This window comes from Citrobacter sp. Awk 4 (genome assembly GCF_028069725.1).
In the GTDB taxonomy this organism is placed as follows: domain Bacteria; phylum Pseudomonadota; class Gammaproteobacteria; order Enterobacterales; family Enterobacteriaceae; genus Citrobacter_D.
Genome location: NZ_JANEWG010000040.1, coordinates 16592 through 38917, shown reverse-complemented (window position 1 = coordinate 38917; position 22326 = coordinate 16592). Strand labels below are relative to the sequence as shown.

22 protein-coding genes and 1 pseudogene are annotated in these 22326 nt (G+C 54.2%); 14 read left to right on the top strand and 9 right to left on the bottom strand.

From position 1 onward, the window contains the following. Positions 1–315: 315 nt before the first annotated feature. Positions 316–1150 (bottom strand): annotated as a pseudogene (locus NNO04_RS16360) (helix-turn-helix domain-containing protein); the annotation flags it as partial. Positions 1151–1483: 333 nt separating this feature from the next. Between NNO04_RS16360 and NNO04_RS16355 the strand changes: the two are divergent. From NNO04_RS16355 to NNO04_RS16345, 3 genes are all read left to right on the top strand, one after another. Beyond that, on the top strand, positions 1484–2083 hold the full coding sequence (locus NNO04_RS16355; protein ID WP_271445591.1) for a hypothetical protein: 600 nt from the start codon (positions 1484–1486) through the stop codon (positions 2081–2083). Positions 2084–2210: 127 nt separating this feature from the next. After that, positions 2211–2498: a VF530 family protein gene (locus NNO04_RS16350; RefSeq protein ID WP_271445590.1), complete on the top strand. Its 288-nt coding sequence runs from the start codon at positions 2211–2213 to the stop codon at positions 2496–2498. A 105-nt stretch (positions 2499–2603) separates the two neighbouring features. Further along, complete coding sequence (locus NNO04_RS16345) at positions 2604–3929, top strand: glycoside hydrolase family 10 protein (protein WP_271445595.1); 1326 nt, start codon at positions 2604–2606, stop codon at positions 3927–3929. Positions 3930–3992: 63 nt separating this feature from the next. Here the strand turns inward: NNO04_RS16345 and NNO04_RS16340 are convergent, their stop codons facing one another. The 7 genes from NNO04_RS16340 to hdeB all read right to left on the bottom strand — a co-directional run bounded on the left by NNO04_RS16340 (position 3993) and on the right by hdeB (position 10450). Then, entirely contained in the window at positions 3993–4628 is a 636-nt protein-coding gene (locus NNO04_RS16340; protein ID WP_271445589.1) for a helix-turn-helix transcriptional regulator, read from the bottom strand. A 79-nt stretch (positions 4629–4707) separates the two neighbouring features. Beyond that, positions 4708–5676 (bottom strand): threo-3-hydroxy-L-aspartate ammonia-lyase, encoded by a 969-nt coding sequence (locus tag NNO04_RS16335; RefSeq protein WP_271445588.1) that lies wholly within the window; start codon positions 5674–5676, stop codon positions 4708–4710. A gap of 19 nt (positions 5677–5695) precedes the next feature. Next, positions 5696–6094, bottom strand: coding sequence for a RidA family protein (locus NNO04_RS16330; protein WP_271445587.1), 399 nt, complete (start codon positions 6092–6094; stop codon positions 5696–5698). A gap of 198 nt (positions 6095–6292) precedes the next feature. Then, positions 6293–7561: a type II toxin-antitoxin system HipA family toxin gene (locus NNO04_RS16325; protein ID WP_271445586.1), complete on the bottom strand. Its 1269-nt coding sequence runs from the start codon at positions 7559–7561 to the stop codon at positions 6293–6295. After that, on the bottom strand, positions 7554–7868 hold the full coding sequence (locus NNO04_RS16320; RefSeq protein ID WP_192612200.1) for a helix-turn-helix domain-containing protein: 315 nt from the start codon (positions 7866–7868) through the stop codon (positions 7554–7556). Before NNO04_RS16320 ends, NNO04_RS16325 begins: the two co-directional genes overlap by 8 nt. 138 nt (positions 7869–8006) lie before the next feature. Further along, positions 8007–9953 (bottom strand): methyl-accepting chemotaxis protein, encoded by a 1947-nt coding sequence (locus NNO04_RS16315; protein ID WP_271445585.1) that lies wholly within the window; start codon positions 9951–9953, stop codon positions 8007–8009. 167 nt (positions 9954–10120) lie between these two features. After that, positions 10121–10450, bottom strand: a complete 330-nt coding sequence (hdeB, locus tag NNO04_RS16310) for an acid-activated periplasmic chaperone HdeB (protein ID WP_271445584.1) — start codon at positions 10448–10450, stop codon at positions 10121–10123. 403 nt (positions 10451–10853) lie between these two features. Here hdeB and NNO04_RS16305 point away from each other — a divergent pair, with 403 nt between their 5' ends. Genes NNO04_RS16305 through NNO04_RS16275 form a run of 7 tightly spaced genes read left to right on the top strand, consistent with a single transcriptional unit; the run spans position 10854 to position 17777 of the window. Beyond that, complete coding sequence (locus NNO04_RS16305; RefSeq protein WP_271445583.1) at positions 10854–11720, top strand: MurR/RpiR family transcriptional regulator; 867 nt, start codon at positions 10854–10856, stop codon at positions 11718–11720. Between the two features lie 14 nt (positions 11721–11734). Continuing rightward, positions 11735–12316 carry a D-alanyl-D-alanine dipeptidase gene (gene ddpX, locus NNO04_RS16300; protein ID WP_271445582.1) on the top strand — a complete coding sequence of 194 codons (582 nt, stop codon included), beginning with the start codon at positions 11735–11737 and terminating at the stop codon, positions 12314–12316. Between the two features lie 15 nt (positions 12317–12331). Beyond that, positions 12332–13891, top strand: coding sequence for an ABC transporter substrate-binding protein (locus tag NNO04_RS16295; protein WP_271445581.1), 1560 nt, complete (start codon positions 12332–12334; stop codon positions 13889–13891). Between the two features lie 44 nt (positions 13892–13935). Continuing rightward, positions 13936–14958 carry an ABC transporter permease gene (locus NNO04_RS16290; RefSeq protein WP_271445580.1) on the top strand — a complete coding sequence of 341 codons (1023 nt, stop codon included), beginning with the start codon at positions 13936–13938 and terminating at the stop codon, positions 14956–14958. Further along, complete coding sequence (ddpC, locus tag NNO04_RS16285; protein ID WP_271445579.1) at positions 14955–15851, top strand: D,D-dipeptide ABC transporter permease; 897 nt, start codon at positions 14955–14957, stop codon at positions 15849–15851. Before NNO04_RS16290 ends, ddpC begins: the two co-directional genes overlap by 4 nt. Further along, on the top strand, positions 15848–16834 hold the full coding sequence (locus NNO04_RS16280) for an ABC transporter ATP-binding protein (protein WP_271445578.1): 987 nt from the start codon (positions 15848–15850) through the stop codon (positions 16832–16834). Before ddpC ends, NNO04_RS16280 begins: the two co-directional genes overlap by 4 nt. Then, complete coding sequence (locus NNO04_RS16275; protein WP_271445577.1) at positions 16827–17777, top strand: ABC transporter ATP-binding protein; 951 nt, start codon at positions 16827–16829, stop codon at positions 17775–17777. The genes NNO04_RS16280 and NNO04_RS16275 overlap by 8 nt, the downstream gene beginning before the upstream one ends. Before the next feature lie 13 nt (positions 17778–17790). Here the strand turns inward: NNO04_RS16275 and NNO04_RS16270 are convergent, their stop codons facing one another. Further along, the gene (locus tag NNO04_RS16270; RefSeq protein ID WP_271445576.1) at positions 17791–18681 is read right to left on the bottom strand and encodes a LysR family transcriptional regulator; all 891 of its coding nucleotides are present in this window, start codon (positions 18679–18681) and stop codon (positions 17791–17793) included. A 142-nt stretch (positions 18682–18823) separates the two neighbouring features. Here NNO04_RS16270 and NNO04_RS16265 point away from each other — a divergent pair, with 142 nt between their 5' ends. The 4 genes from NNO04_RS16265 to NNO04_RS16250 are packed head-to-tail and all read left to right on the top strand — an operon-like array spanning position 18824 to position 22319. Continuing rightward, a complete protein-coding gene (locus NNO04_RS16265) occupies positions 18824–19531 on the top strand; it encodes a CoA transferase subunit A (RefSeq protein ID WP_271445575.1) in 708 nt (235 codons plus the stop codon). Between the two features lie 2 nt (positions 19532–19533). Next, the gene (locus NNO04_RS16260; protein ID WP_271445574.1) at positions 19534–20190 is read left to right on the top strand and encodes a CoA transferase subunit B; all 657 of its coding nucleotides are present in this window, start codon (positions 19534–19536) and stop codon (positions 20188–20190) included. Between the two features lie 10 nt (positions 20191–20200). Beyond that, entirely contained in the window at positions 20201–21406 is a 1206-nt protein-coding gene (locus NNO04_RS16255; RefSeq protein WP_271445573.1) for an acetyl-CoA C-acetyltransferase, read from the top strand. Continuing rightward, a complete protein-coding gene (locus NNO04_RS16250; RefSeq protein ID WP_271445572.1) occupies positions 21396–22319 on the top strand; it encodes a 3-hydroxyacyl-CoA dehydrogenase family protein in 924 nt (307 codons plus the stop codon). The genes NNO04_RS16255 and NNO04_RS16250 overlap by 11 nt, the downstream gene beginning before the upstream one ends. Positions 22320–22326: the final 7 nt, after the last annotated feature.

Sequence of the window (22326 nt, the reverse complement as noted above, 5' to 3'; positions counted from 1 at the left end):
ACCATTAAAATCAACCCTGACGCGTGAGGGTTTTAGGTTGGGTAAAGTGATGGTTTTATAATACTCTACACCAAGTATCCATGAACAAACGATGATGGCAATAATGATCACAGCTGACCATCCAAATTTTTTTGCCGCTTCCAGGATGTCTTTATACATACCCTTTATCTCTCATTGTCATATGTATAATGGTATTTATATAACACAGAGGCACGAAAAAAAATCATGCTTATTTATGTTTTTTGCATTAGTAGAACCTTATTTCAAAAGGGGTATTTAATAGCCTATATCGATGTCAACCCAATCCATATGCAAGCGGCGTGGGCCGTCACCGGCAGGTATTAGCTGTGAACGATTATTGTCACGTTTATCCTGAACCAGCCTAATGAATTCGAGTGTGCTACCGAGACGCTTGTTATCCACAATAGCACTCTGGTTGATTTCCGAGAGTCAATCATAGATGGAGTAGGGAAGAGCAGCCCTGTTAAGCTGTAATTCCTTTACAAGGCGATCCTGCAGAGTCAGATGGGCTCCTTCAACACGGCCTTTGGCAGAGCTGGTATTGGCGTGTTTCAAAATAGGTAAATGTGGACTCAGATTTCACAAACAGCAGGTGCATCAGGCGACTGGTGGCATCGTCAACATAGACCAGGGCAGTACAGGGTCGACCCCGGTTTTCAAACCAGTGGTGGTCGCAGCCATCAATTTGTATCAGCTCGCCAGTACAAGGCCGCCGGTAACGGGGCTGATGAATTTTTGGCTGACGCTGTCTGCGGGGGATCCACAGTCCCGCTTTAATCATCAGGCGCCGGACGGTTTCCTTGCCAAGGACGAGTCCATGAATTTCCTCCAGTTTTTCACGAGCCAGCGTGGGGCCAAAATCGCGGTAGCGTTCCCGAATGATATTTAGCGCCAGCTCAGTCAGTGAAGCTGGCAACAGACGGTTTCCGGCGCGGCCACGACTCTGGTTGTTCATGCCAAGCGGCCCGGACTGCCGATAACGCTTTAGTAGCCGGCTGCAATGACGTGGCGTAATACTGAGCATCTCCGCAGCCTGACCGGGACGTAAATTGCGATCGATGACATCCTGAAGGATTTTGAGGCGGTTGATTTCTTTCACGGTGAACATCCTGGCGTCATGTATAGCCATAGAAAACTCCTCATCAGGAAAAGCGAGTTGTTGACTAGGCATACAGGTCTGAGAACTATAGCCTGGACATTCCTTAAATGAGCCACAAATATACATTAGCATTGAGCCTCTATAGCATTAGTGCGCATAATGTATATTATGTTAAATCGATTTCCTGGGTTAATAACTTCATAAACCCAACCCTTCTCTCATAAAAACAGTATGATAGTGATTTCTGAGCTTGCTCTATTTCATGCATTAGGTACTGAATGCACATTATTTCATAAAGCGTCGCTGAGCACAGGCAGAACCTGGTTACAGTCCTTTTCCCCCAACTAAGCACAGAGTAGTCATATGTTTAAAGTTTTCTCCCGTCGCTTACAACACTGTAACGACGTGGCGGTAAGCATTAGTAAGGCCAGCACCACACAGCTGCAACAGCTGAAAGCGCAGCTTGCCGAACAGATGGGGAAACCGGTTGGGTTACATACCATGGGCATTCCGGCAGCGATCAGTACCCTCGGGGTAACCGTCAGTTTTGCTATTCCACAGCTGTGGTTGGGTTACGGCGTACTCGCCGCACTAAACCAGCCTGCTGAGCGGGTTTTCGTTTGGGTTGTGCTGATCGCGCTGCTATTCGCTGGCATCAACGGCCTGACGACATTTATGATTGGTAAAGGCAGCATGCGCGCCTTACGGGTGCATCTTACGCTGGCAGTGATAAGCCTGCTGTTGACGGCAGTCTACCTGGTTTCTGCGCTGAATGGGGCGATGAAGGGTACCAATTGGCCGGGTGTCGATCTGACCGCAGCGCTGCTGAGTGTCTTCATGCTACTGATCAGCGGTGGTTGTCTCCTTTCTACGGCCTTCTATAAGATGCTACTGTTCACCCTGCATAATCGCGCCTGGCGACAGTTGATCCGCCAGACACGAAATGCTCACATTTCGCGCTAAACACAGTTCCTGTTAAAATCCCTCCAGTACAGGCGGGATTTTTATGTCCTGTCCTATACCTGGCTACATTGCTGATAACGCCACTTTCTTGTACCCTCACCCCACATCTTAATTGACGGGACATCCTGTGACTGCTCACTTTTCTAAAGATCCTTTACATGGCGTGACGCTTGAAATGCAAGTTAATGCACTTGTTGCACGTTATGGCTGGGTTAAGTTGGGTCAACTGATCAACATCAACTGTTTTAAGAATGACCCAAGCGTCAAATCGAGTTTGAAATTTTTGCGGCGCACGCCGTGGGCCCGCGCGGAAGTTGAAGCGCTGTACCTTGATTCTCTGAATGATACGGTGCCTGAAGCAAAGGATGAACCTGCTTTTAATCCGTGGACCGAGGGGCGCAGTAAGCAGGATTAATCCCCTGCTCTGCCAGCCAGCTTATATGCCACACGCTGCGTATTGACTTAAGCTCGAATAATACGAGAATGACTTTCTCACGTGATCATCGGAAAACTGGCATACATGGATATCTGTTCTCGTCGCCTCCCGCTTATGGCCAAAAAGTCATTCTCATTTATCGCAATGGCTCTTTTACTTTCCAGTTGTTCCTCAGAGCCGCCGGTTTCGCTTGTCACTCCGTCGACGCCGGTCGCGCCGGGTAAATCTCAACAATCTCATCAGAGCCAGGCGCCCATGCGCGGTATCTGGCTGGCGACGGTGTCCCGACTTGACTGGCCGCCGGTGTCATCCGTGAATGTGAGTAATACAGCCAGTCGAATCAGTCAGCAGCAAAAAGCGCTAACCGATAAGCTGGATCAGCTGCAAAGCATCGGTATTAACACCGTCTTTTTCCAGGTTAAGCCCGACGCTACGGCGCTCTGGCCCTCGGAGATTTTACCCTGGTCAGATCTCATGACCGGCACTATCGGCGAAAATCCGGGTTATGACCCGCTGCAATTTATGCTTGATGAAGCGCATAAACGCGGCATGAAAGTGCATGCCTGGTTTAATCCTTATCGCGTTTCCACCAACACGAAACCGTCGACCGTCGCAGAACTGAACAGCACGGCGTCGCAACGTCCTTCCAGCGTTTTTGTGCAGCATCGGGACTGGATCCGAACCGCAGGCGATCGTTTTGTCCTCGACCCCGGTATTCCTGAGGTACGCGACTGGATCACCCGTATTGTCGCCGAAGTCGTCTCGCGTTATCCGGTCGATGGCGTGCAGTTTGATGACTACTTCTATGCGGAGTCTCCAGGTTCCACGCTCAATGATAACGAAACTTTCCGAAAATACGGCGGTGCATTCGCGTCGAAAGCGGACTGGCGTCGGCACAATACGCAACAGCTGATAGAACAAGTTTCACGCACCATTAATACGCTTAAACCCGACGTCGAATTCGGTGTAAGTCCGGCTGGCGTATGGCGTAATCGCTCACACGATCCCGCAGGTTCCGACACGCGAGGCGCGGCTGCCTACGATGAATCCTTTGCTGACACGCGTCGCTGGGTTCAGCAAGGATTACTCGATTACATCGCCCCGCAAATTTACTGGCCTTTCTCGCGCAGCGCGGCCCGTTATGATGTGCTGGCAAAATGGTGGGCCGATGTCGTGAAACCGACCAACACGCGTCTCTATATCGGTATTGCCCTGTATAAAGTTGGCGAACCCTCCAAAAATGAACCGGACTGGATGATCAATGGCGGCGTGCCAGAGCTTAAAAAGCAGCTTGATTTGAATGAGTCGGTGCCACAAATTAGCGGCACGATCCTGTTTCGGGAAGACTATCTCAACCAGCCGCAAACGCAGCAGGCGGTTAACTATCTGAGAAGTCGCTGGGGCAGTTAACGAACCTTCCCTGCTTCACGCCTGGCAACGTGCAGTCATGAGTTTGCACGTTGTTGGGCTGCGCTAGATATCGCTTTCCTGACGGGCATAAAGATACGCCGTTGCTCTGGAAATACCGAGATGCTGAGCGATGGTCTCCATCGATTTTTTCACCTCCAGAAGACCGTCTTTACGTAATTCCTGAATAACGGCTTTGCGGTCGGCAACATTGAGTGCGCGTGCCGTGGTCGCACGTTTGGCGGCGTAACTGTCGATACGCTGGCGGATCGCCTCAGATCCTGTCGGTTCAATATGTTCCTGTACGGAGGTATTTTCGATCTCGGTGAAGCGCGCTAACGCACTTTGCATTCCCCGGAATAACGTCATGTCTACGTTCAGACACAAGGCCGCGACGTACTTGCCCTCGTTATCTTTAATACCAATAGACGTGCTTTTCACCGGACGGCCATCGGCAAATTGATTACCGTAGTTCGCCACAATGTTGGGGAAATCCGGCGAGGCAATACGTGCAAGCCCCAGTTCGGTTGCGGGCTGCCCTGCTTTCCTGCCGGATAAGTTGTTATGAATCGAGAGAATCGCATGTTCGGGATTTTTAAGGTCGTGCACAACAACTTCGCAGAATGGCGAAAAGGTTTCACTGAGCCCTTTCGCAATGATATCAAGTTGACCTAACAGTGAATTTTCCTCGGGTTTAGACATTTTCTCTCCTGCGAACCACGCAATATTCCCGGTGCAGTCTAAAGAAAAAGGATATCTGCTGCCAGATATCCCTGCGTATTTAGCCCGCCAGAAGCTCGCTAAATCGGCTGATATCAACGTTGCCACCACTAACAATGATCCCAACCCGTTTTCCGCGTAACTGCTCTTTATTGGCCCGCGCCGCGGCAAATCCTAAGCAACCGGTCGGTTCAACAACCATCTTCATCCGCTCGGCGAAAAAGGCCATTGAGTCAATCAGTTCCTGATCAGAAACCGTCAGAATATCATCAACATGTTTCATAATTAGCGAAAACGTATACTGCCCAAGATGCTGGGTTTGCGCGCCGTCGGCAATGGTTTTAGGGGTATCAATGTGGACGATGCTGCCACTGCGAAACGACTGCTGCCCGTCATTACCCGCTTCTGGTTCGACACCATAAATTTTGCATTTTGGCGACAAATGGCGTGCGGCCAGCGCTGAACCGGAAAGCAATCCGCCGCCGCCCAGACAAACATAAAGCGCATCGAGTGGCCCGACCTCTTCGATCAACTCTTTGGCGGCAGTACCCTGCCCGGCAATCACGTGTGGGTGATCGTAAGGCGGAATGAGCGTCAGTCCATGTTCTGTCGCCAGATCCCGGCCAATCTGCTCGCGGTCTTCGGTATAGCGGTTGTAAACCACCACATTGCCGCCATACCCTTTCGTCGCCGCCACTTTTGCCGCTGGTGCATCATGCGGCATGATAATTGTCGCGGGGATGTTTAAAAGCTTTGCCGCCAGCGCAATGGCTTGGGCGTGGTTGCCTGAAGAAAACGTCACGACGCCTGCCGCGCGCTGCTCCGGCGTAAACTGGCTGAGGGCGTTCATCGCCCCACGAAACTTAAACGCCCCCATGCGCTGGTAGTTTTCACACTTAAAAAAAACGTCCGCCGCAAACGCGTCATTCACCGTACGCGAGGTCAGCACCGGCGTACGGTTGGCATAGCCTTCGATGCGCTTTGCCGCAGCAACCACATCGTCATACTCAGGGAATTGCAGTGAAGTCATATCATTAACTCCGAATAGTTCAGGAAGATGAACGAGCAAGGGCAACGGCTTCAACTTCTACGGCAAATCCATAATGAAGCGCATTAACGCCAGCCACCACGCGAGCAGGTTTAAACTCTCCCAGCCATTGTGCATAAATCTGATTGAACAAGGGCCATTGCGAGACATCGGTGACATAGATTCTGACCGACACCAGCGAGGAGCGGTCTGTTCCTGCCGCCGCAAGGCAGGCATCCAGGTTCGCCAGCACCTGATGTACCTGCTCCTCGAATGAAGCTGCGGGATTGATCTCACCCGTAGCGGTGACGGGTAATTGCCCTGAGATAAACACAAAACCCCCGGCGGTGCAGGTGTGCGAGTAGTGGCCTGCAGGGCTCACGCCGGACGTCATGTTTCTGAGGATAATGTCGGAAGACATACGTATTCTCCGTATGGGTTATAATACAAAATGTCTGATTTAATACTTTATGTATATATAACGCAATTTCTTCTGTTCGCCAACCCCTATCTGCGCTTCGTGATCACATTTTGAGCCACGGTAAATCCCATAAAAAAGCCGTGTTGTGGGTATTCAACACGGCTGTTTAGACATCGGTGAACCTGTGGTTTGATCAGGTCATACATTCAGTCTATGTATATTTTCAATGATTCGCTTTTGTATTGTGTTAAGCGTCGCCTGGGTAATGTGTCCGGGATACAGATCCTTCGCTATCTCGCTGAATCTGGCCGCGACCGCACAAATTTTCTCGATGATTTCGGCCACCTGCTCCGGCATCAACTCCGCTTCCTGTTCACCCAGCGTCTGCACATGTTTTCTGCCGATATCTAATGCCTCGCCCATGACATCCATCTGGTGATAGCCGCCAGGCCCTTCACACCAGGTGACGTCATAGGCGGGAGCCAGCGTCCAGTTGCCTTCAGCCGACATCAGCCAGGCAAAGTTCTTCGGATGATCGTCCCGATTGTTAAACACCACGTTGAAGACCACGCGCTCGAAGGCGACGGCTTTTTCTCTGACATCATTGGTGCATATTTGAGTGGCACGTAAAAAACTGCGATAGTCCAGAGCCCCCGGAATCTGATAATTTGCCCCGGTAAACGAGGCCAGACTTTGCATCGGAACACGCCTGTCATTGTTGCGGTCAAAACGACGCGTGGCAAAGGCCGCCTGTTTGTCATCCAGCGCGAAGTAAGCGGTGTCCGGGGTGTCAATGCCACACTGACGCAGGCATTCAGAGTAGACGGCCTCGATAGCGCAGACTTCCGCGTGCTCATCGCGTGCCGGAAACTTGATTAACCAACTTTCGTACCCGGGTTGCGGCGACGTGGTGAATTTTTTAGTGACAGTGTCACGATAAAGTAACGCCTTGGGCCTTGCGCCCTGCGGTGAGCCGCCCATCTGCAGTAACTTTTGTAGGAACTCGCCGCCCTCGCCGCTCAGTACCTCTTGCACTTCCGAGGCTAACTGAATAAGAGGGATCTCCTGTGCGTTGACGGTCTCCGCATCCGGTTGAACCGGCTGGAATGTCATGGCGCCCATCGCATTGCTGCCGATCCAGGTTAATCGCTCCAGAGGGCCAATACGCGCCGCATTGAGTCCCCGTCGTTTAAACAATCGATCCATGAGCAGCATTCCCCAGCCATCGGGTAGTGCGTCATAAACGGGGCCTGGCAGACCAAGTTGATGTGCGGGGAAGCCCTGTCGTAAGCGAGGACCGTTAAGAGGCAGAGTCAGTCGGGAGAGTTCAAAGCCTTTGCGTACAGCCTCATCACTGTATTCGAAGGCAATCAGCGGGCGTCCCGTCATGGCGGTGGACGACATCAGTCGGCCCCAACGCCAGCGTTCACCCCAGCCTTCATAAAAGACATCAATTTGTTCAGGCATCGTCATTTTTCCTTCTCACGCGCTGACGTGCTGAACTCTCTTCGTAGCGCACCATATCATCCAGGCTCTCTATTTTCGGTTTGAACAGGTTTTCCAGTTCATCCCCCAACCCCAGAACCACGGCCACTCTGACCAGCCCCTCAAAGCCCACATTTCGTCCGGCCTCGAGATTCGACACCGTATTCACGCCAATCCCCGCGCGTGCGGCAACCTCCGCCTGGGTCATCTGTTTTGACAGGCGCTCTTTACGTAATCGTTCACAGAGAAGTTTGACGATCTCAACAGGCGTTCTGAGCATTAAATCCATAATATGGGTTCTTATCTCGATAAATTGCACTTAACACACAATATTATAGAGTTAAATATAAGCACGCGCAAACGGGTGTAATGCCCAAAATAACAGAATTAAGTGCATTAATGCGGTTTAATGCACTTAATATTGGAGTTAACTGGCGGTAGCAGGTTCCGGCAATCTGAACGAAGAGACCAGCAGTGCCAGTTGTTCCGCCTCTTCCTTCAGCACCTGGGTTCGTGTCGCTGCATCGTCGATAAGCGAGGCATTCTGCTGAACCGTACTGTCCATCTCGGTGACGGCCAGCGTCACTTCAGAAACCCCTTTACGCTGCTCTTCCCCCGCAACACGGATCTCCCCCATCAACTGTCTGACCTGCCGTACATTGCTGACCAGCTCTGCCAGTCGGTCACCCGCATGATGAATCTGCTGACTTCCGCTACCCACATGCGAGACCGATTCATCAATTAAGGTTTTGATCTCTTGCGCGGCGGTGGCGCTACGCTGCGCCAGTGTACGCACTTCGGAGGCGACAACCGCAAATCCCCGACCGGCATCGCCGGCCCGCGCAGCTTCAACCGCCGCATTGAGCGCCAGGATATTCGTCTGGAAGGCAATGCTGTCGATCACCGCCACAATTTCTACCATTCGGCCAGATGATGCGCTGACATTATCCATAGTCGAAATCACCCCCTGCATGACATCACCGCAGCGGTTCGCGGTTTGCGCAGTGCTGTCGGATAACTCATCCGCTAACTGGGTATTGCCTGAGTTTTGATGCACGGTCGCATTTAACTGCTCCATGGCTGCTGCACTCTCCTCAAGGGCTGCGGCTTGCTGCGTCACGCGTGTAGAGAGCTCCGTATTACTGTCTGCCAGGCTGACGGCGTTGCTGGCAACAACGACGCTACTGCTGCGTACGTTGATCAAAATGGCGGCTATTTTGTCGACGAAAAGGTTGAATGCCTGGGCGATATCGGAAATTTCATCTTTTCCGCGAACATCCAGACGTCGGGTGAGGTCGCCTTCCCCCTGAGCAATATCATCCAGTGCGCGGCGTGTATCATCCAGCCGGGAGATAAGCCTGCGCACCACCAGCCATGCGCCCACCAGCAACAGCGTCATAATGGGGACCAGGACTTCAAGAACATCCTGCATCATCACTTTTGCCAGGCCGACAATGCGCTCTTGCGGTGTGACCAGACCAACCACCCAACCGGTGTCCGCCATCGGGAACAGCATGACCCGTGAAGGCGCGTTAAGGATCTGGTCATGTTCGAGCGCTATCGAGGTCACATCCGTACTGCCGCGTAGCGATTTCAGACTCTCCGCCACGGGTGTTAGCCAGTCAGAGGTGCTGAGCAGATCGCTAAACGTCTTGTATTTTGCCGGATCAGCCTGTGGGAAATAGAGAATTTGCCCCTGCTTATCCACCACAAAGGCATAGCCGCCGGTGCTGTTACCCTGCTGTTGCATAAACGTCGCAACATTATCCAGCCGGATATCGGTAGTGGCGACGCCAGCAAACACGCCTGAATTACGATACGGAATGCTACAGGTCACCATATTGACGCCGGAGATCGTATCCCGATAAACGTCAGACCACAGACAGCTTTCCTGCGAACGTCCTTTTGCCTGCTGATACCAGCTTTCACTGTGATAACCGTTGCCGCCAGGGACGTTATAGTCATCTGAAAATATCAGCTTTCCTTCGGCGTTACGCGACCAGAAAAAACTGCGACGTTCTACGCCTTGCGTAAAGGCATCCGGTTCTGGCCAGATCCCACCGCCGGTAATCATCGCATTATTCTGCTCGCCAATCAGATGGGGAACCACGCTGCGATAAAGCGCCTCATCATTGGGAAGCACTTCGGCCATCCGCGCGAGGGCGACCGTTTCCCCTTCAATACGGGATAACACAGAACTGAGATGCTGGGTCAGACCATGTCCCGTTTCCTCTATAAGGGCGGTGTTGATCTCGACGACCCGTGGTTGACCGCGCCACAGCATAATCGCGACGATGACCAGCGTGGTGACGACCAACAACGAAATGCCGCCGAGGGTCAGACGGGTAGAAATACGTGAGGGATACCAGGCCATACAAACTCCTTATGTAAAAGGCGAACGTTTAACCAGTATCGGCACGTCAATTTATATCTTTATGGTGGTTGAGTGATAAAGCGAGATGAGACATTAATGAATATTAAGTGACAGCGTCACAAATAGCAAAACCCAGCACTCTGGCCGGGTTTTAATAATGCTAAAACTTATTTAGATAATTCTTTTTTGATTTCGTCTTTAATTTTGCTTAATTCACTCTGAGGGTGTTTTTTGCAAATTTCAACAGTTAACGGAACCGCCGTGGTCACGGTTTCGTCGAAACTCACAACGTCACCGCCTTTGAAATCTTCATCTTCATTGAGCACCCAGAAAGCTACTGGCGCCATAGTTTGCGGATTAAGATCAATGAACTCCTGACAGCTCATACCTTTGGGGGTGACGTCTTTTTTTGCGTTATCTGTTGCTGCATTTACGCTTACACTGGTCAACAGCGCCGCTGCCAAAATACCTGCTGTAGAAAGGGAGAATTTATTCATTTCTGTGACTCCATAAACACACTGATTAATATCTACACACGCGCTTTAAACCGTTAATGTAGGACGAAAGAAATAATACTCCAGATGCCTGATGAATAAAGTCCGTGGTGGGGATATGGCTATTATTGACATTTCCGGTGACTGATTTTTATGTATCGGGTATTAACCTCCCCCGCGCTTTGTGATCGTGTCTACGAATTCAACATATTCCGCCCCCGCTTCTACAGCCGTTGCACCAAAAGTGAACTACGCTGCACAAATGTTGATCATTAGTTAATTAAAAATCACCAAAATTTAACAAAAAACACATCGTGGCGACTGTCGATGGCATGGCACGCGTCCTGCATTGTTAATCAGATAACAGCAACACGGTGTCTGATAGTGACTTAACAGCGAGACGGTAATGACTGCAAAACCTGAGTTATTTTCCCGCATTGAACGTACTTTCAGTCAGCAAACGCCAAGCGAAAAGCGTGTTGCCGGCTGGCTGTTAACCCATGCGGCGCAGATCCCCTTTGAAACGGCAGACGGTATCGCCAAAGCGACCGGCACCAGCGGGATCACGGTGGGACGCTATTTGCGCAAACTCGGTTTTCGCAATCTGGAGGATGCCAAGGCGAGTCTGCGCGAACTCCCCGCCATCCCCTATCAGCCCTGGGGAATGAACGAACGTCTCGGTTCGTGGCAGCAACAACAGCGGTTGCCAGACCGCGCGCAGCAGTCGTTAGCGCTGGAAATTGACGCCATTAGCCATGTGTATCAACTGGCGCAAAGCGAAACGTTTTTACGTATTGCACAGCAACTGGCGCACGCAGAAGCCGTCTACATTCTGGGGATCCAGTCGACGCGCGGTATCGCTAACGCTTTTTTCAGCCACCTGGAATACCTGCGTCCTAAAGTGAGTTACTCCGAAGGGTTGTCAGGCAGTTGGGTAGAATCGCTGAATTCCGGGTTTACGCAGCCCTATGTGGTGATCACCGACACGCGGGCTTACTCCGCCACCGCACGACACTACTGTCGCGTCGCCAGTGAGCGGCAGATTCCACTGGCGCTGGTCACCGATGTCTGGTGTCCGTGGGCAAGAGACTATTCCATTGATTTATTACAGGTAAAAACCGATACCGGGCATTTCTGGGACTCCCTGGCGCCCGTCAGCTGTCTGTTCAACTTATTACTTTCCAGCGTGGTTGAACTGTTGGGCGATACCCTCGCCGAGCGCTTACACACCAACCGTCAATTACAACAAGAATTTGGTCAATTCGAACAATAAACAGGAACTGTGCTATGTCTGAAAACCCCGTACTGCGCGATGTGTCGGCTCTCTTCCCGTCACTGCATATCGATCTCAAATACGCTACGGCCGATAACCTCACCGGCGCGCCCATTTATCGGGAAGCGCGTTGCCTGTTACACAAAGACGCCGTTGCTGCGCTGGCAAAAAGCATCAGCATTGCGCAACTGGCGGGCTTATCTCTGGTGGTGTACGACGCCTATCGCCCCCAGCAGGCGCAATCGATCCTGTGGGATGTCTGCCCTGACCCGCAGTATGTGGTCGATGTGGCGATTGGATCGAATCACAGCCGCGGCACTGCTATCGACGTCACGCTGATGGATGCAAACGGTCAGGTGCTTGATATGGGTGCGGGTTTTGACGAAATGCACGACCGTTCTCACGCCTATCACCCGTCGGTGCCGCCGCAGGCGCAGCGAAATCGCCTGCTGCTAAACGCGATTATGTTCGGTGGCGGTTTTGTCGGGATCAGCAGCGAATGGTGGCATTTTGAATTACCCGCCGCCGCGAAATACCCCTTACTCGACGACTGCATTGCCTGTTTTTCACCCACGACAACACAACACACACTTTAACTCTGGAGCAAGGTCATGAAGACAACTATCACATTAGCCTCGCTGTTTCGCCCTGCATTGATCGCCGCAGCCCTGGCAATGGCCCTGCCTGCTCAGGCTGCCGTTCCCAAAGATATGCTGGTGATCGGCAAAGCGGCCGATCCGCAAACCCTCGACCCGGCGGTCACTATCGACAACAACGACTGGACGGTGACCTATCCCTCTTATCAGCGCCTGGTGAAGTACAAAACAGAGGGCGGTAAAGGCTCTACGGAGGTAGAAGGCGATCTGGCGAGCGGCTGGAAAGCCTCTGACTCTCAAAAAGAGTGGACTTTCACGCTCAATAACGAAGCCAAATTTGCCGATGGCACACCGGTGACCGCCGAGGCGGTAAAGCTCTCTTTTGAGCGTCTGTTGAAGATTGGTCAGGGGCCAGCGGAAGCCTTCCCGAAAGATTTGAAAGTGGAAGCGCTTGACGATCACACGGTCAAATTTACGCTGACTCAGCCGTTTGCGCCGTTCCTGTATACGCTGGCCAACGATGGCGCCTCCATCATCAATCCGGCAGTGTTGAAGGAACATGCGGCGGACGATGCGCGCGGTTTTCTGGCGCAGAATACGGCGGGTTCCGGACCTTTTATGCTGAAGAGTTGGCAGAAAGGCCAGCAGTTGATCCTCGTGCCGAACCCCCATTACGCGGGCGCGAAACCAACATTTAAACGCGTGTCGGTGAAAATCATTGGCGAGAGCGCCTCCCGTCGCCTGCAACTGTCACGCGGGGACATTGATATCGCGGATGCCTTACCGGTTGATCAGCTCACCGCCTTAAAACAGGAAGGCAACGTGACGGTGGCCGAGTATCCGTCGCTGCGGGTGACTTATCTCTATCTCAACAACAGTAAAGCGCCGTTGAATCAGGTCGATTTACGCCGTGCTATCTCCTGGTCAACAGACTATCCGGGCATGGTGAACGGCATTCTGAGCGGTAACGGCAAGCAGATGCGTGGACCGATTCCGGAAGGCATGTGGGGCTATGATGCCAATGCGATGCAGTACAGTTCAGACGAAGCAAAAGCCAAAGCCGCATGGGAAAACGTTGCCGCCAAACCGACGACCCTTAGCTTCCTCTATTCGGATAACGATCCGAACTGGGAGCCGATTGCTCTCGCGACACAGGCCAGTCTCAGTAAACTGGGCATCACGGTGAAACTGGAAAAACTGGCGAATGCCACCATGCGTGACCGCGTCGGCAAGGGGGATTATGACATTGCCATTGGTAACTGGAGTCCGGATTTCGCCGACCCCTATATGTTTATGAACTACTGGTTTGAATCCGATAAGAAAGGATTGCCGGGCAACCGTTCATTCTATGAAAACGCTGACGTCGACAAGCTGTTGCGTAGCGCGCTGGCCACCACCGACCAGACGGTGAGGACGAAGGATTACCAACAGGCGCAAGCCATCGTAATTGACGAGGCCGCGTACGTTTATCTGTTCCAGAAAAACTACCAGTTGGCGATGAACAAAGAGGTCAAAGGCTTTGTATTCAACCCGATGCTGGAGCAGGTGTTCAATATCTCCACTATGAGCAAATAAGCCACGTTAATGCGGAGCCGTACTGGCTCCGCCAGGGGAAGCCAATGACGTTCTGGACTATTTTACGTCAGCGATGCTGGGGACTCGTCCTGGTGGTCGCTGGGGTTTGCGTGATTACCTTTATTATTTCGCACCTGATTCCTGGCGACCCTGCGCGCCTGCTGGCAGGCGATCGCGCCAGCGACGAGATAGTGGAAAATATTCGCCAGCAGTTAGGGCTTAACCAGCCGCTGTATATCCAGTTCTTTCGCTATGTCAGCGATCTCTTTCATGGCGATCTGGGCACCTCGATTCGCACCGGACGCCCGGTGATGGACGAACTGCGCGTCTTCTTCCCCGCCACGCTGGAACTGGCGTTTTGCTCGTTGCTGCTGGCGTTGATTATTGGCATTCCGCTGGGCATTTTATCCGCCGTCTGGCGCAACCGCTGGCTGGACCATCTGGTGCGTCTGATGGCCATTACCGGTATTTCAACCCCGGCGTTCTGGCTGGGGCTTGGCGTGATTGTGCTGTTTTACGGTCACCTGCAAATTTTGCCCGGCGGCGGGCGACTCGACGACTGGCTGGACCCACCGAATCACATCACCGGTTTTTATCTGGTAGACGCCCTGCTGGAAGGCAATGGCGAGGTCTTTTTCAATGCCCTACAGCACCTGATTTTACCCGCCCTGACCCTCGCCTTTGTGCATCTGGGGATTGTGGCGCGTCAAATTCGCTCCGCAATGCTGGAACAACTGAGCGAGGATTATATTCGTACGGCGCGCGCCAGCGGCCTGCCTGGCTGGTACATCGTGTTGTGCTATGCGCTGCCGAACGCGTTGATTCCGTCCATTACCGTTCTGGGACTGGCGTTGGGCGACTTGCTCTATGGCGCGGTTCTCACCGAAACGGTGTTTGCGTGGCCGGGGATGGGTGCCTGGGTCGTGACCTCTATCCAGGCCCTCGACTTCCCCGCCGTGATGGGCTTTGCCGTGGTGGTCTCTTTTGCATACGTACTGGTAAATCTGCTCGTGGATTTACTCTATCTGTGGGTCGATCCCCGGATTGGTCGCGGAGGTGCGAAATGATGTTAACCGAGGAAACGCAGACGCCGCCAAAGCCCACCCGTCGTCGCACCGACTGGGCGAAGTTGTGGTGGCTTTTCAAAGGCAGTCCGCTGACGCTGATTGGCGGCGTCATTATCGTTTTGATGCTGCTGTTGATGGTGCTTTCGCCGTGGGTCACGCCCTACAACCCCAACGCCATCGATTTAACCGCCCGCCTGCTGCCGCCTTCTGCCAGCCACTGGTTTGGCACCGATGAAGTCGGACGCGATCTGTTTAGCCGCGTTCTGGTAGGCAGCCAGCAATCTATTGTTGCCGGTCTGGTGGTGGTCGGTATTGCAGGCGGTATTGGCTCGCTGCTCGGCTGCTTATCGGGCGTGATGGGAGGACGTGCCGATGCCGTCATTATGCGCATGATGGACATTATGTTGTCGATTCCCTCGCTGGTACTCACCATGGCGCTGGCGGCGGCTCTCGGCCCCAGTCTGTTTAACGCCATGATGGCGATCGCCATCGTTCGTATCCCGTTTTATGTGCGCCTTGCGCGCGGGCAAACGCTGGTTGTCCGCCAGTACGCTTATGTGCAGGCGGCACGAACCTATGGCGCATCACGCTGGCATCTGATCAGCTGGCATATTTTGCGCAATTCTCTGCCGCCGCTGATTGTTCAGGCTTCGCTGGATATCGGTAGCGCGATCCTGATGGCCGCGACGCTGGGCTTTATTGGCCTCGGCGCACAACAGCCGAGTGCAGAATGGGGCGCAATGGTGGCGATTGGCCGTAATTATGTGCTCGACCAGTGGTGGTATTGCGCCTTCCCGGGCGCAGCGATCCTCATCACCGCCGTGGGATTTAATCTGTTTGGCGACGGTATTCGCGATCTGCTGGACCCCAAAGCCGGAGGAAAACAGTCATGACGCAACCCGTACTGGAAATTGAAGATCTGCATTTGAGTTTTCCGGGCTATAAAAGTGAGGTTCATGCGCTGAACCGGGTATCGTTGCAGATTCAGCGCGGCGAGATTGTCGGCGTGGTTGGCGAGTCGGGTTCTGGTAAATCGGTGACGGCGATGCTGGCAATGCGTTTGCTACCGGAAGGCAGTTATCGTATTCATCAGGGACGCGTTTCGTTGCTGGGTGAAGATGTCCTGAACGCCAGTGAAAAACAGATGCGCCAATGGCGTGGCGCGCGAGTGGCGATGATTTTTCAGGAGCCGATGACCGCGCTGAACCCGACCCGCCGCATTGGGCAACAGATGGTTGAAGTGATCCGCCACCACCAGCCAATGCGTCGCTACGATGCCCGGCAGAAAGCCATCGCTCTGCTCGAAGAGATGCAAATTCCGGACGCCGCTCAGGTGATGTCGCGATTTCCGTTTGAGCTTTCCGGCGGTATGCGCCAGCGAGTGATGATCGCGCTGGCCTTCTCCTGCGAGCCGGAACTGATCATCGCCGATGAACCCACCACTGCGCTGGATGTGACGGTTCAACTTCAGGTGTTACGCTTACTCAAACATAAAGCGCGCGCCAGCGGTACAGCCGTGTTGTTTATCAGCCATGATATGGCGGTGGTGTCGCAACTGTGCGACAGACTGTATGTCATGTATGCCGGTAGCGTTATCGAAAGCGGTCCGACGGAAAACGTGATTCGCCATCCCACGCATCCCTATTCTATCGGTTTACTGAAATGCGCCCCGGAACACGGCCTGCCTCGCGAACCGTTGCCGGCGATCCCCGGAACCGTACCCAATCTCAGCCAATTACCCACGGGATGCGCCTTTCGCGATCGCTGTTTCGCCGCAGGAGCGCAGTGTGATGTTATCCCGCCGATGCGCCGCACAGGCGACACGACGCAGCAATCTGCCTGCTGGTACCCGCAACTGGAGATAACGCATGTCTGATATTTTACTGGCACTACAGGATGTGCACGTCAACTTCCCGGCCCGCAGCAACTGGCTGGGGCGCGTCACCGAACGGGTTCACGCCCTGAACGGACTGGATTTGCAGATCCGTGAGGGTGAAACCCTCGGCATTGTGGGAGAGTCCGGCTGCGGCAAAAGCACGCTGGCGCAGTTGTTGATGGGGATGCTGAAACCCAGTCAGGGGCAATGCTCCCGGGCAAAGGTACAGGGGCGTGGTTCAGACAACGGTATGCAGATGGTATTTCAGGACCCGCTCTCTTCGCTCGACCCCCGGTTGCCTGTCTGGCGGATCATCACTGAACCGGTGTGGATCCAAAAGCATAATAGCGAGCGAGAACGCCGGGCGTTGGCTGAAGAGTTGGCGCTGTTGGTGGGCATTCGTCCGGAGTATCTTGACCGCCTTCCCCATGCGTTTTCCGGTGGGCAACGCCAGCGTATCGCTATCGCACGGGCGCTCTCCTCTGAGCCGGATGTGATTGTGCTGGATGAGCCTACGTCGGCGCTGGATATCTCCGTACAGGCGCAAATCCTTAATCTGCTGGTTTCTCTTCAGGCCCGCAGAAATCTGACCTATGTGTTGATCTCACATAACGTGTCGGTGGTCAGACACATGAGCGATCGCGTTGCGGTGATGTATCTCGGGCAAATTGTTGAACTGGGTGATGCCCGGCAAGTGTTAACTTCGCCCGCGCATCCCTATACGCGGTTGTTACTGGATTCAGTACCGAAAACAGGCGCGCCACTGGCAGAAGATCTCGTGTTACGCAAAACGGAACTCCCTGGTAATCGCACCCTGCCACAGGGATGCTATTTTCGCGACCGTTGCCCGTTAGCGACGCAGGTATGCGAGAAAAAGCAGGCGTTACTCCCGCAAGAGTCGGGGCGTGATGTGCGCTGTTGGCGGGCACTGGAGAATCGCTGATGCCCGGTCTGTGTCAGGCGTTGTAGGCTTTTTTCAGGGTTTCCATCAACGCCTGGGCCGCCGTTGACAGTTTTTGATGCGCCGCGCACAGCACGCCAACCCGGCGCTCGATCACCGGCCCGTCGAGATCCAGACATGTCGCGCCCAGTTCGGTCATTTGGGTGCGGCATAACGCCGGTACCGCGCTGCCGCCTAATCCATTCGCCACCAGCCGTCCGATAGTCACCAGTTGGTGGCTTTCGAGCGCCACTTCCAGCGGCCGACCGCTTTGCGCCAGCTTCTCTTCTAACATCAGGCGAACCGCCGAGGGGCGTTGTAACGCAATGAAATCCAGACTCAGCAGTTCTCGCCAGCAAATGCGCTCACGCGCGGCCAGCTTACAGTCGGGCGGCACAATGGCGATGAAGCGATCCATCCCCAGCGGCGTAAAATGGAGGTGCCCGGAGAACTCCGGTTCAAACGCAATGCCCATCTCCACCCGCCCTTCACTGACCATCTCAATCACCTGTTCATTGATCACATCGTGGACGGTGACATTGATCCCCGAATAGCGATCGCGAAACGTTTTCAGCACCGGCGGTAAAACATTGGCGGCAAAAGACGGCATCGCGGCAACGGAGACTTTCCCGCGCTGTAAGGTAAACCGCTGGCGCATCGCCTCTTCGGTGTTTTCCCAGTCGGCGAGTAGCTGCCGCGCCATCGTCAGAAACGTTTCCCCTTCCTGCGTCAGCGTGACTTTGCGCGTCGTCCGCAACAGGAGCGCCCCGCCCAGCGCATCTTCCAGCCCTTTAATGGCCAGACTCAGGGCGGGTTGCGACATATTCAGTCGCTCACTGGCATGAGCAAAATTAAGAGTGTGAGCTACCGCTAAAAACGCGCGTAACTGTTTGATGCTCATTCTCATTTTTCTTCTCTTTAACCTATTGAATACGTTTAATTAACATTAAATTGATAAAAAAACCAAATGAGTGAGTCACAAATTTAAAATTAACAAATCATTTTTCGCCCCTAATGATGTCGGCAAGGTTAACAGGAGGGGCAAGTGTATGGCTGGACTGGATAAACGGGTTGCCACCTATAAAGAGGCACTGGAAGGACTGACCGACAACATGACGCTGCTGGCGGGCGGATTTGGTTTATGCGGTATTCCGGAGAACCTGATCGAGGAAGTTCGTCGTCGGGGTGTTCAGGGGTTAACGGTGGTGTCGAATAACTGCGGCGTCGACGGGTTTGGGCTTGGCGTCCTGTTGGACAACCGCCAGGTACGCAAAGTCGTTGCCTCGTATGTCGGCGAAAATGCGCTGTTCGAAAAGCAGGTATTGAGCGGCGAGCTGGATGCCGTACTGACACCGCAGGGAACGCTGGCAGAACAACTGCGTGCCGGCGGCGCAGGAATTCCCGCCTTTTTTACCGCCACCGGCTACGGCACGCCCATAGCTGAAGGTAAAGAGGTGCGTGAATTTGACGGTCGCCCTTACATCATGGAACGGGCGATCACCGGTGACTTCGCACTGGTTAAAGGCTGGAAAGCCGACTGGTACGGAAACGTGATTTATCGCCATACCGCGCAAAACTTCAATCCCCTCATGGCCGCCGCCGGGCGAATCACAGTGGTGGAAGTTGAAGAGATCGTCGCTCCCGGCGAGCTTGATCCCGCCGCCATCCATACCCCCGGTATTTTCGTCAACCGCATTATCCAGGGGCATTTCGAGAAACGTATCGAACAACGCACCCTGCGAGCCGAAGGAGTCTGACCATGTTAACGCGTGAACAAATGGCGATGCGTGTCGCCCGCGAACTGCGCGACGGTTACTACGTCAATCTGGGGATTGGCATCCCGACACTGGTCGCGAATTACATTCCCGACGGGATGGACGTGATGTTGCAGTCAGAAAACGGTTTGCTGGGGATGGGGGTATTTCCGACCGAAAGCGAGCTCGACGCCGACATGATCAATGCCGGAAAACAGACCGTCACGGCCCGCAAAGGGGCGGCGATTTTCGATTCGGCGCAATCGTTCGCCATGATCCGTGGCGGTCACGTCGGTCTGACGGTGCTCGGCGCGTTTGAGGTCGACGTCAACGGCAGCATCGCCTCGTGGATGATCCCCGGCAAGATGGTGAAAGGAATGGGCGGCGCGATGGATTTGGTGGCTGGCGCCGAGAACATCATCGTCGTGATGACCCACGCTTCCAAAAACGGCGAATCCAAATTACTGCCCGCCTGCACCCTGCCGTTGACCGGCGTGGGCTGTATCAAACGCGTGCTGACCGACCTGGCGTTGCTCGACATCAATGATGGCGCGTTCATTCTGCGTGAACGAGCGCCTGGCGTCAGCGTGGAAGAGATCATTGAAAAAACCGCAGGCAAACTGATCGTTGCGGATCAGGTTCCTGAAATGCACTTTGTCTGAGGAGAACAGCATGCAGGACGTCGTTATTGTCGCGGCAACGCGAACACCGATTGGCAGTTTTCATGGCGCGCTGGCTCCCCTTTCCGCCGTTGAACTTGGTGCTGCGGTCATTAAGGCCTTGCTGGAGAAAACCGCAGTCTCGCCTGAACTGATTGATGAAGTGATTTTTGGTCAGGTACTCACCACCGGCAGCGGGCAAAACCCTGCCAGACAGAGTGCGTTAAACGCCGGTTTACCGGTGACAACCCCCGCAGTGACCGTCAATCTGGTCTGCGGCTCCGGGCTAAAAACGGTACAGCAAGCCGCGCAAGCGATTCGTTGCGGTGATGCGGAAATCATCATTGCCGGGGGGCAGGAAAGCATGAGCAATGCCCCCTATTTTCTCGACGGCGCCCGCGCCGGATTGCGCCTGGGTCATGCCAGTCTGAAAGACAGCGTGGTGCATGACGGGTTGTGGGATGCTTTCAACGATTACCATATGGGCATTACCGCCGAAAATCTGGCGGATCGGTTCGCCATTAGTCGGGAGCGCCAGGACGCTTTCGCCCTGCGCTCGCAAAAACTGGCAGCCGCCGCGATCGAATCCGGGCGCTTTGTCGCGGAAATCACTCCGGTGAGTGTTCCGCAGGGCAAAAAACCGCCTCGCCTGGTCACTACTGATGAACAACCGAGACCGGACACCGTCGCCGAAAAACTGGCCCAGCTCAAACCGGCGTTTCGCCCGGGAACAGGATCTGTGACGGCGGGGAATGCCTCTTCTCTCAACGACGGCGCGGCGGCGGTGATGCTGATGAGCGCCCGTAAAGCGCAGGCACTGAATCTGCCGGTTCTCGCGCGGATTTCCGGTTATGCGGTTTCTGGCGTTGATCCGTCGATCATGGGTATCGGTCCGGTGAATGCCAGTATTGAGTGCTTATCCCGTGCGGGCTGGGCGCTTAATGACGTCGATCTTATCGAAGCTAACGAAGCCTTTGCCGCCCAGGCGCTGGCGGTCGGCGATTCGCTGCAATGGGACAGTGAAAAGGTCAACGTCAACGGCGGCGCCATTGCGCTGGGCCATCCTATCGGCGCATCCGGCTGCCGTATTCTGGTGACGCTGCTGCATGAAATGGCGCGGCGTGATGTTGCCAAAGGGCTGGCGACGCTGTGTGTCGGCGGCGGCCAGGGCGTGGCGCTGGCGGTAGAACGCCCAACAGGAGCCCACCATGCCAGATAACAAGTTCGCTGTCCTCGGGGCGGGATTAATGGGGATTGGGATCGCCACACACTTTGCCCGCTACGGGCATGACGTCTGGCTGTTTGATACCGATAGCGCCAGAATCGCAGAAATTAGCGCCGTTGCTGGCGCCATTCTCGATGAGCTGATCGCCACCGGGCAATTTTCACCGGAGGACAAAACGCCGGTGATTCGCCGACTGAAAGGCACCACCGCGCTACAGGATGTCGCCTCCTCGCGCCTGCTGATCGAAGCCATTCCTGAACGCCTCGAACTTAAACATGCGCTGTATGCGCAACTGGAATCGTGCATCGCTCCCGACACGGTGATCGCCAGTAATACCAGCGGCTTGCCGCCGGACGCACTGGCCGCCCCCCTGAAGCACCCTGAACGCCTGCTGATTGCCCATTTCTGGCATCCGCCCCACTTTATTCCGCTGGTTGAAATTGTTCCCGGCAGCGCGACCCGCCCCGAACTAACAGGCTGGCTGCAACATCTCCTGCTCGACATGCAACTGGAAGCGGTCGTTCTCGATCGCGCCGCCCCTGGGTTTGTTGGTAATCGCCTGCAATTCGCTCTGCTCCGTGAAGCGCTGCATATCGTGCAGAGTGGGATCGCCAGTGCGGAGGTGGTTGATCAGGTGATGCGCGCGTCGTTAGGTCGCCGTTACGCCATGGTAGGACCGCTCGAAGCCGCAGATATGACCGGTCTTGCCACGGTACAGGATATCTGTCGGCATCTGCTGCCTGAACTGGCGAGCGGCAGCGACATGCTGTCGCTGGTCACGGAAAAAGTGGAACGTGGTGAGACGGGCTTACGCAGCGGTCAGGGATTTTATCGCTGGGATGACGCCCGTAAAGAGTACATCCAACAGCGTCGGGAGCATCAACTGCGGTTTGCCTTAAAACCGTAACTTCTCT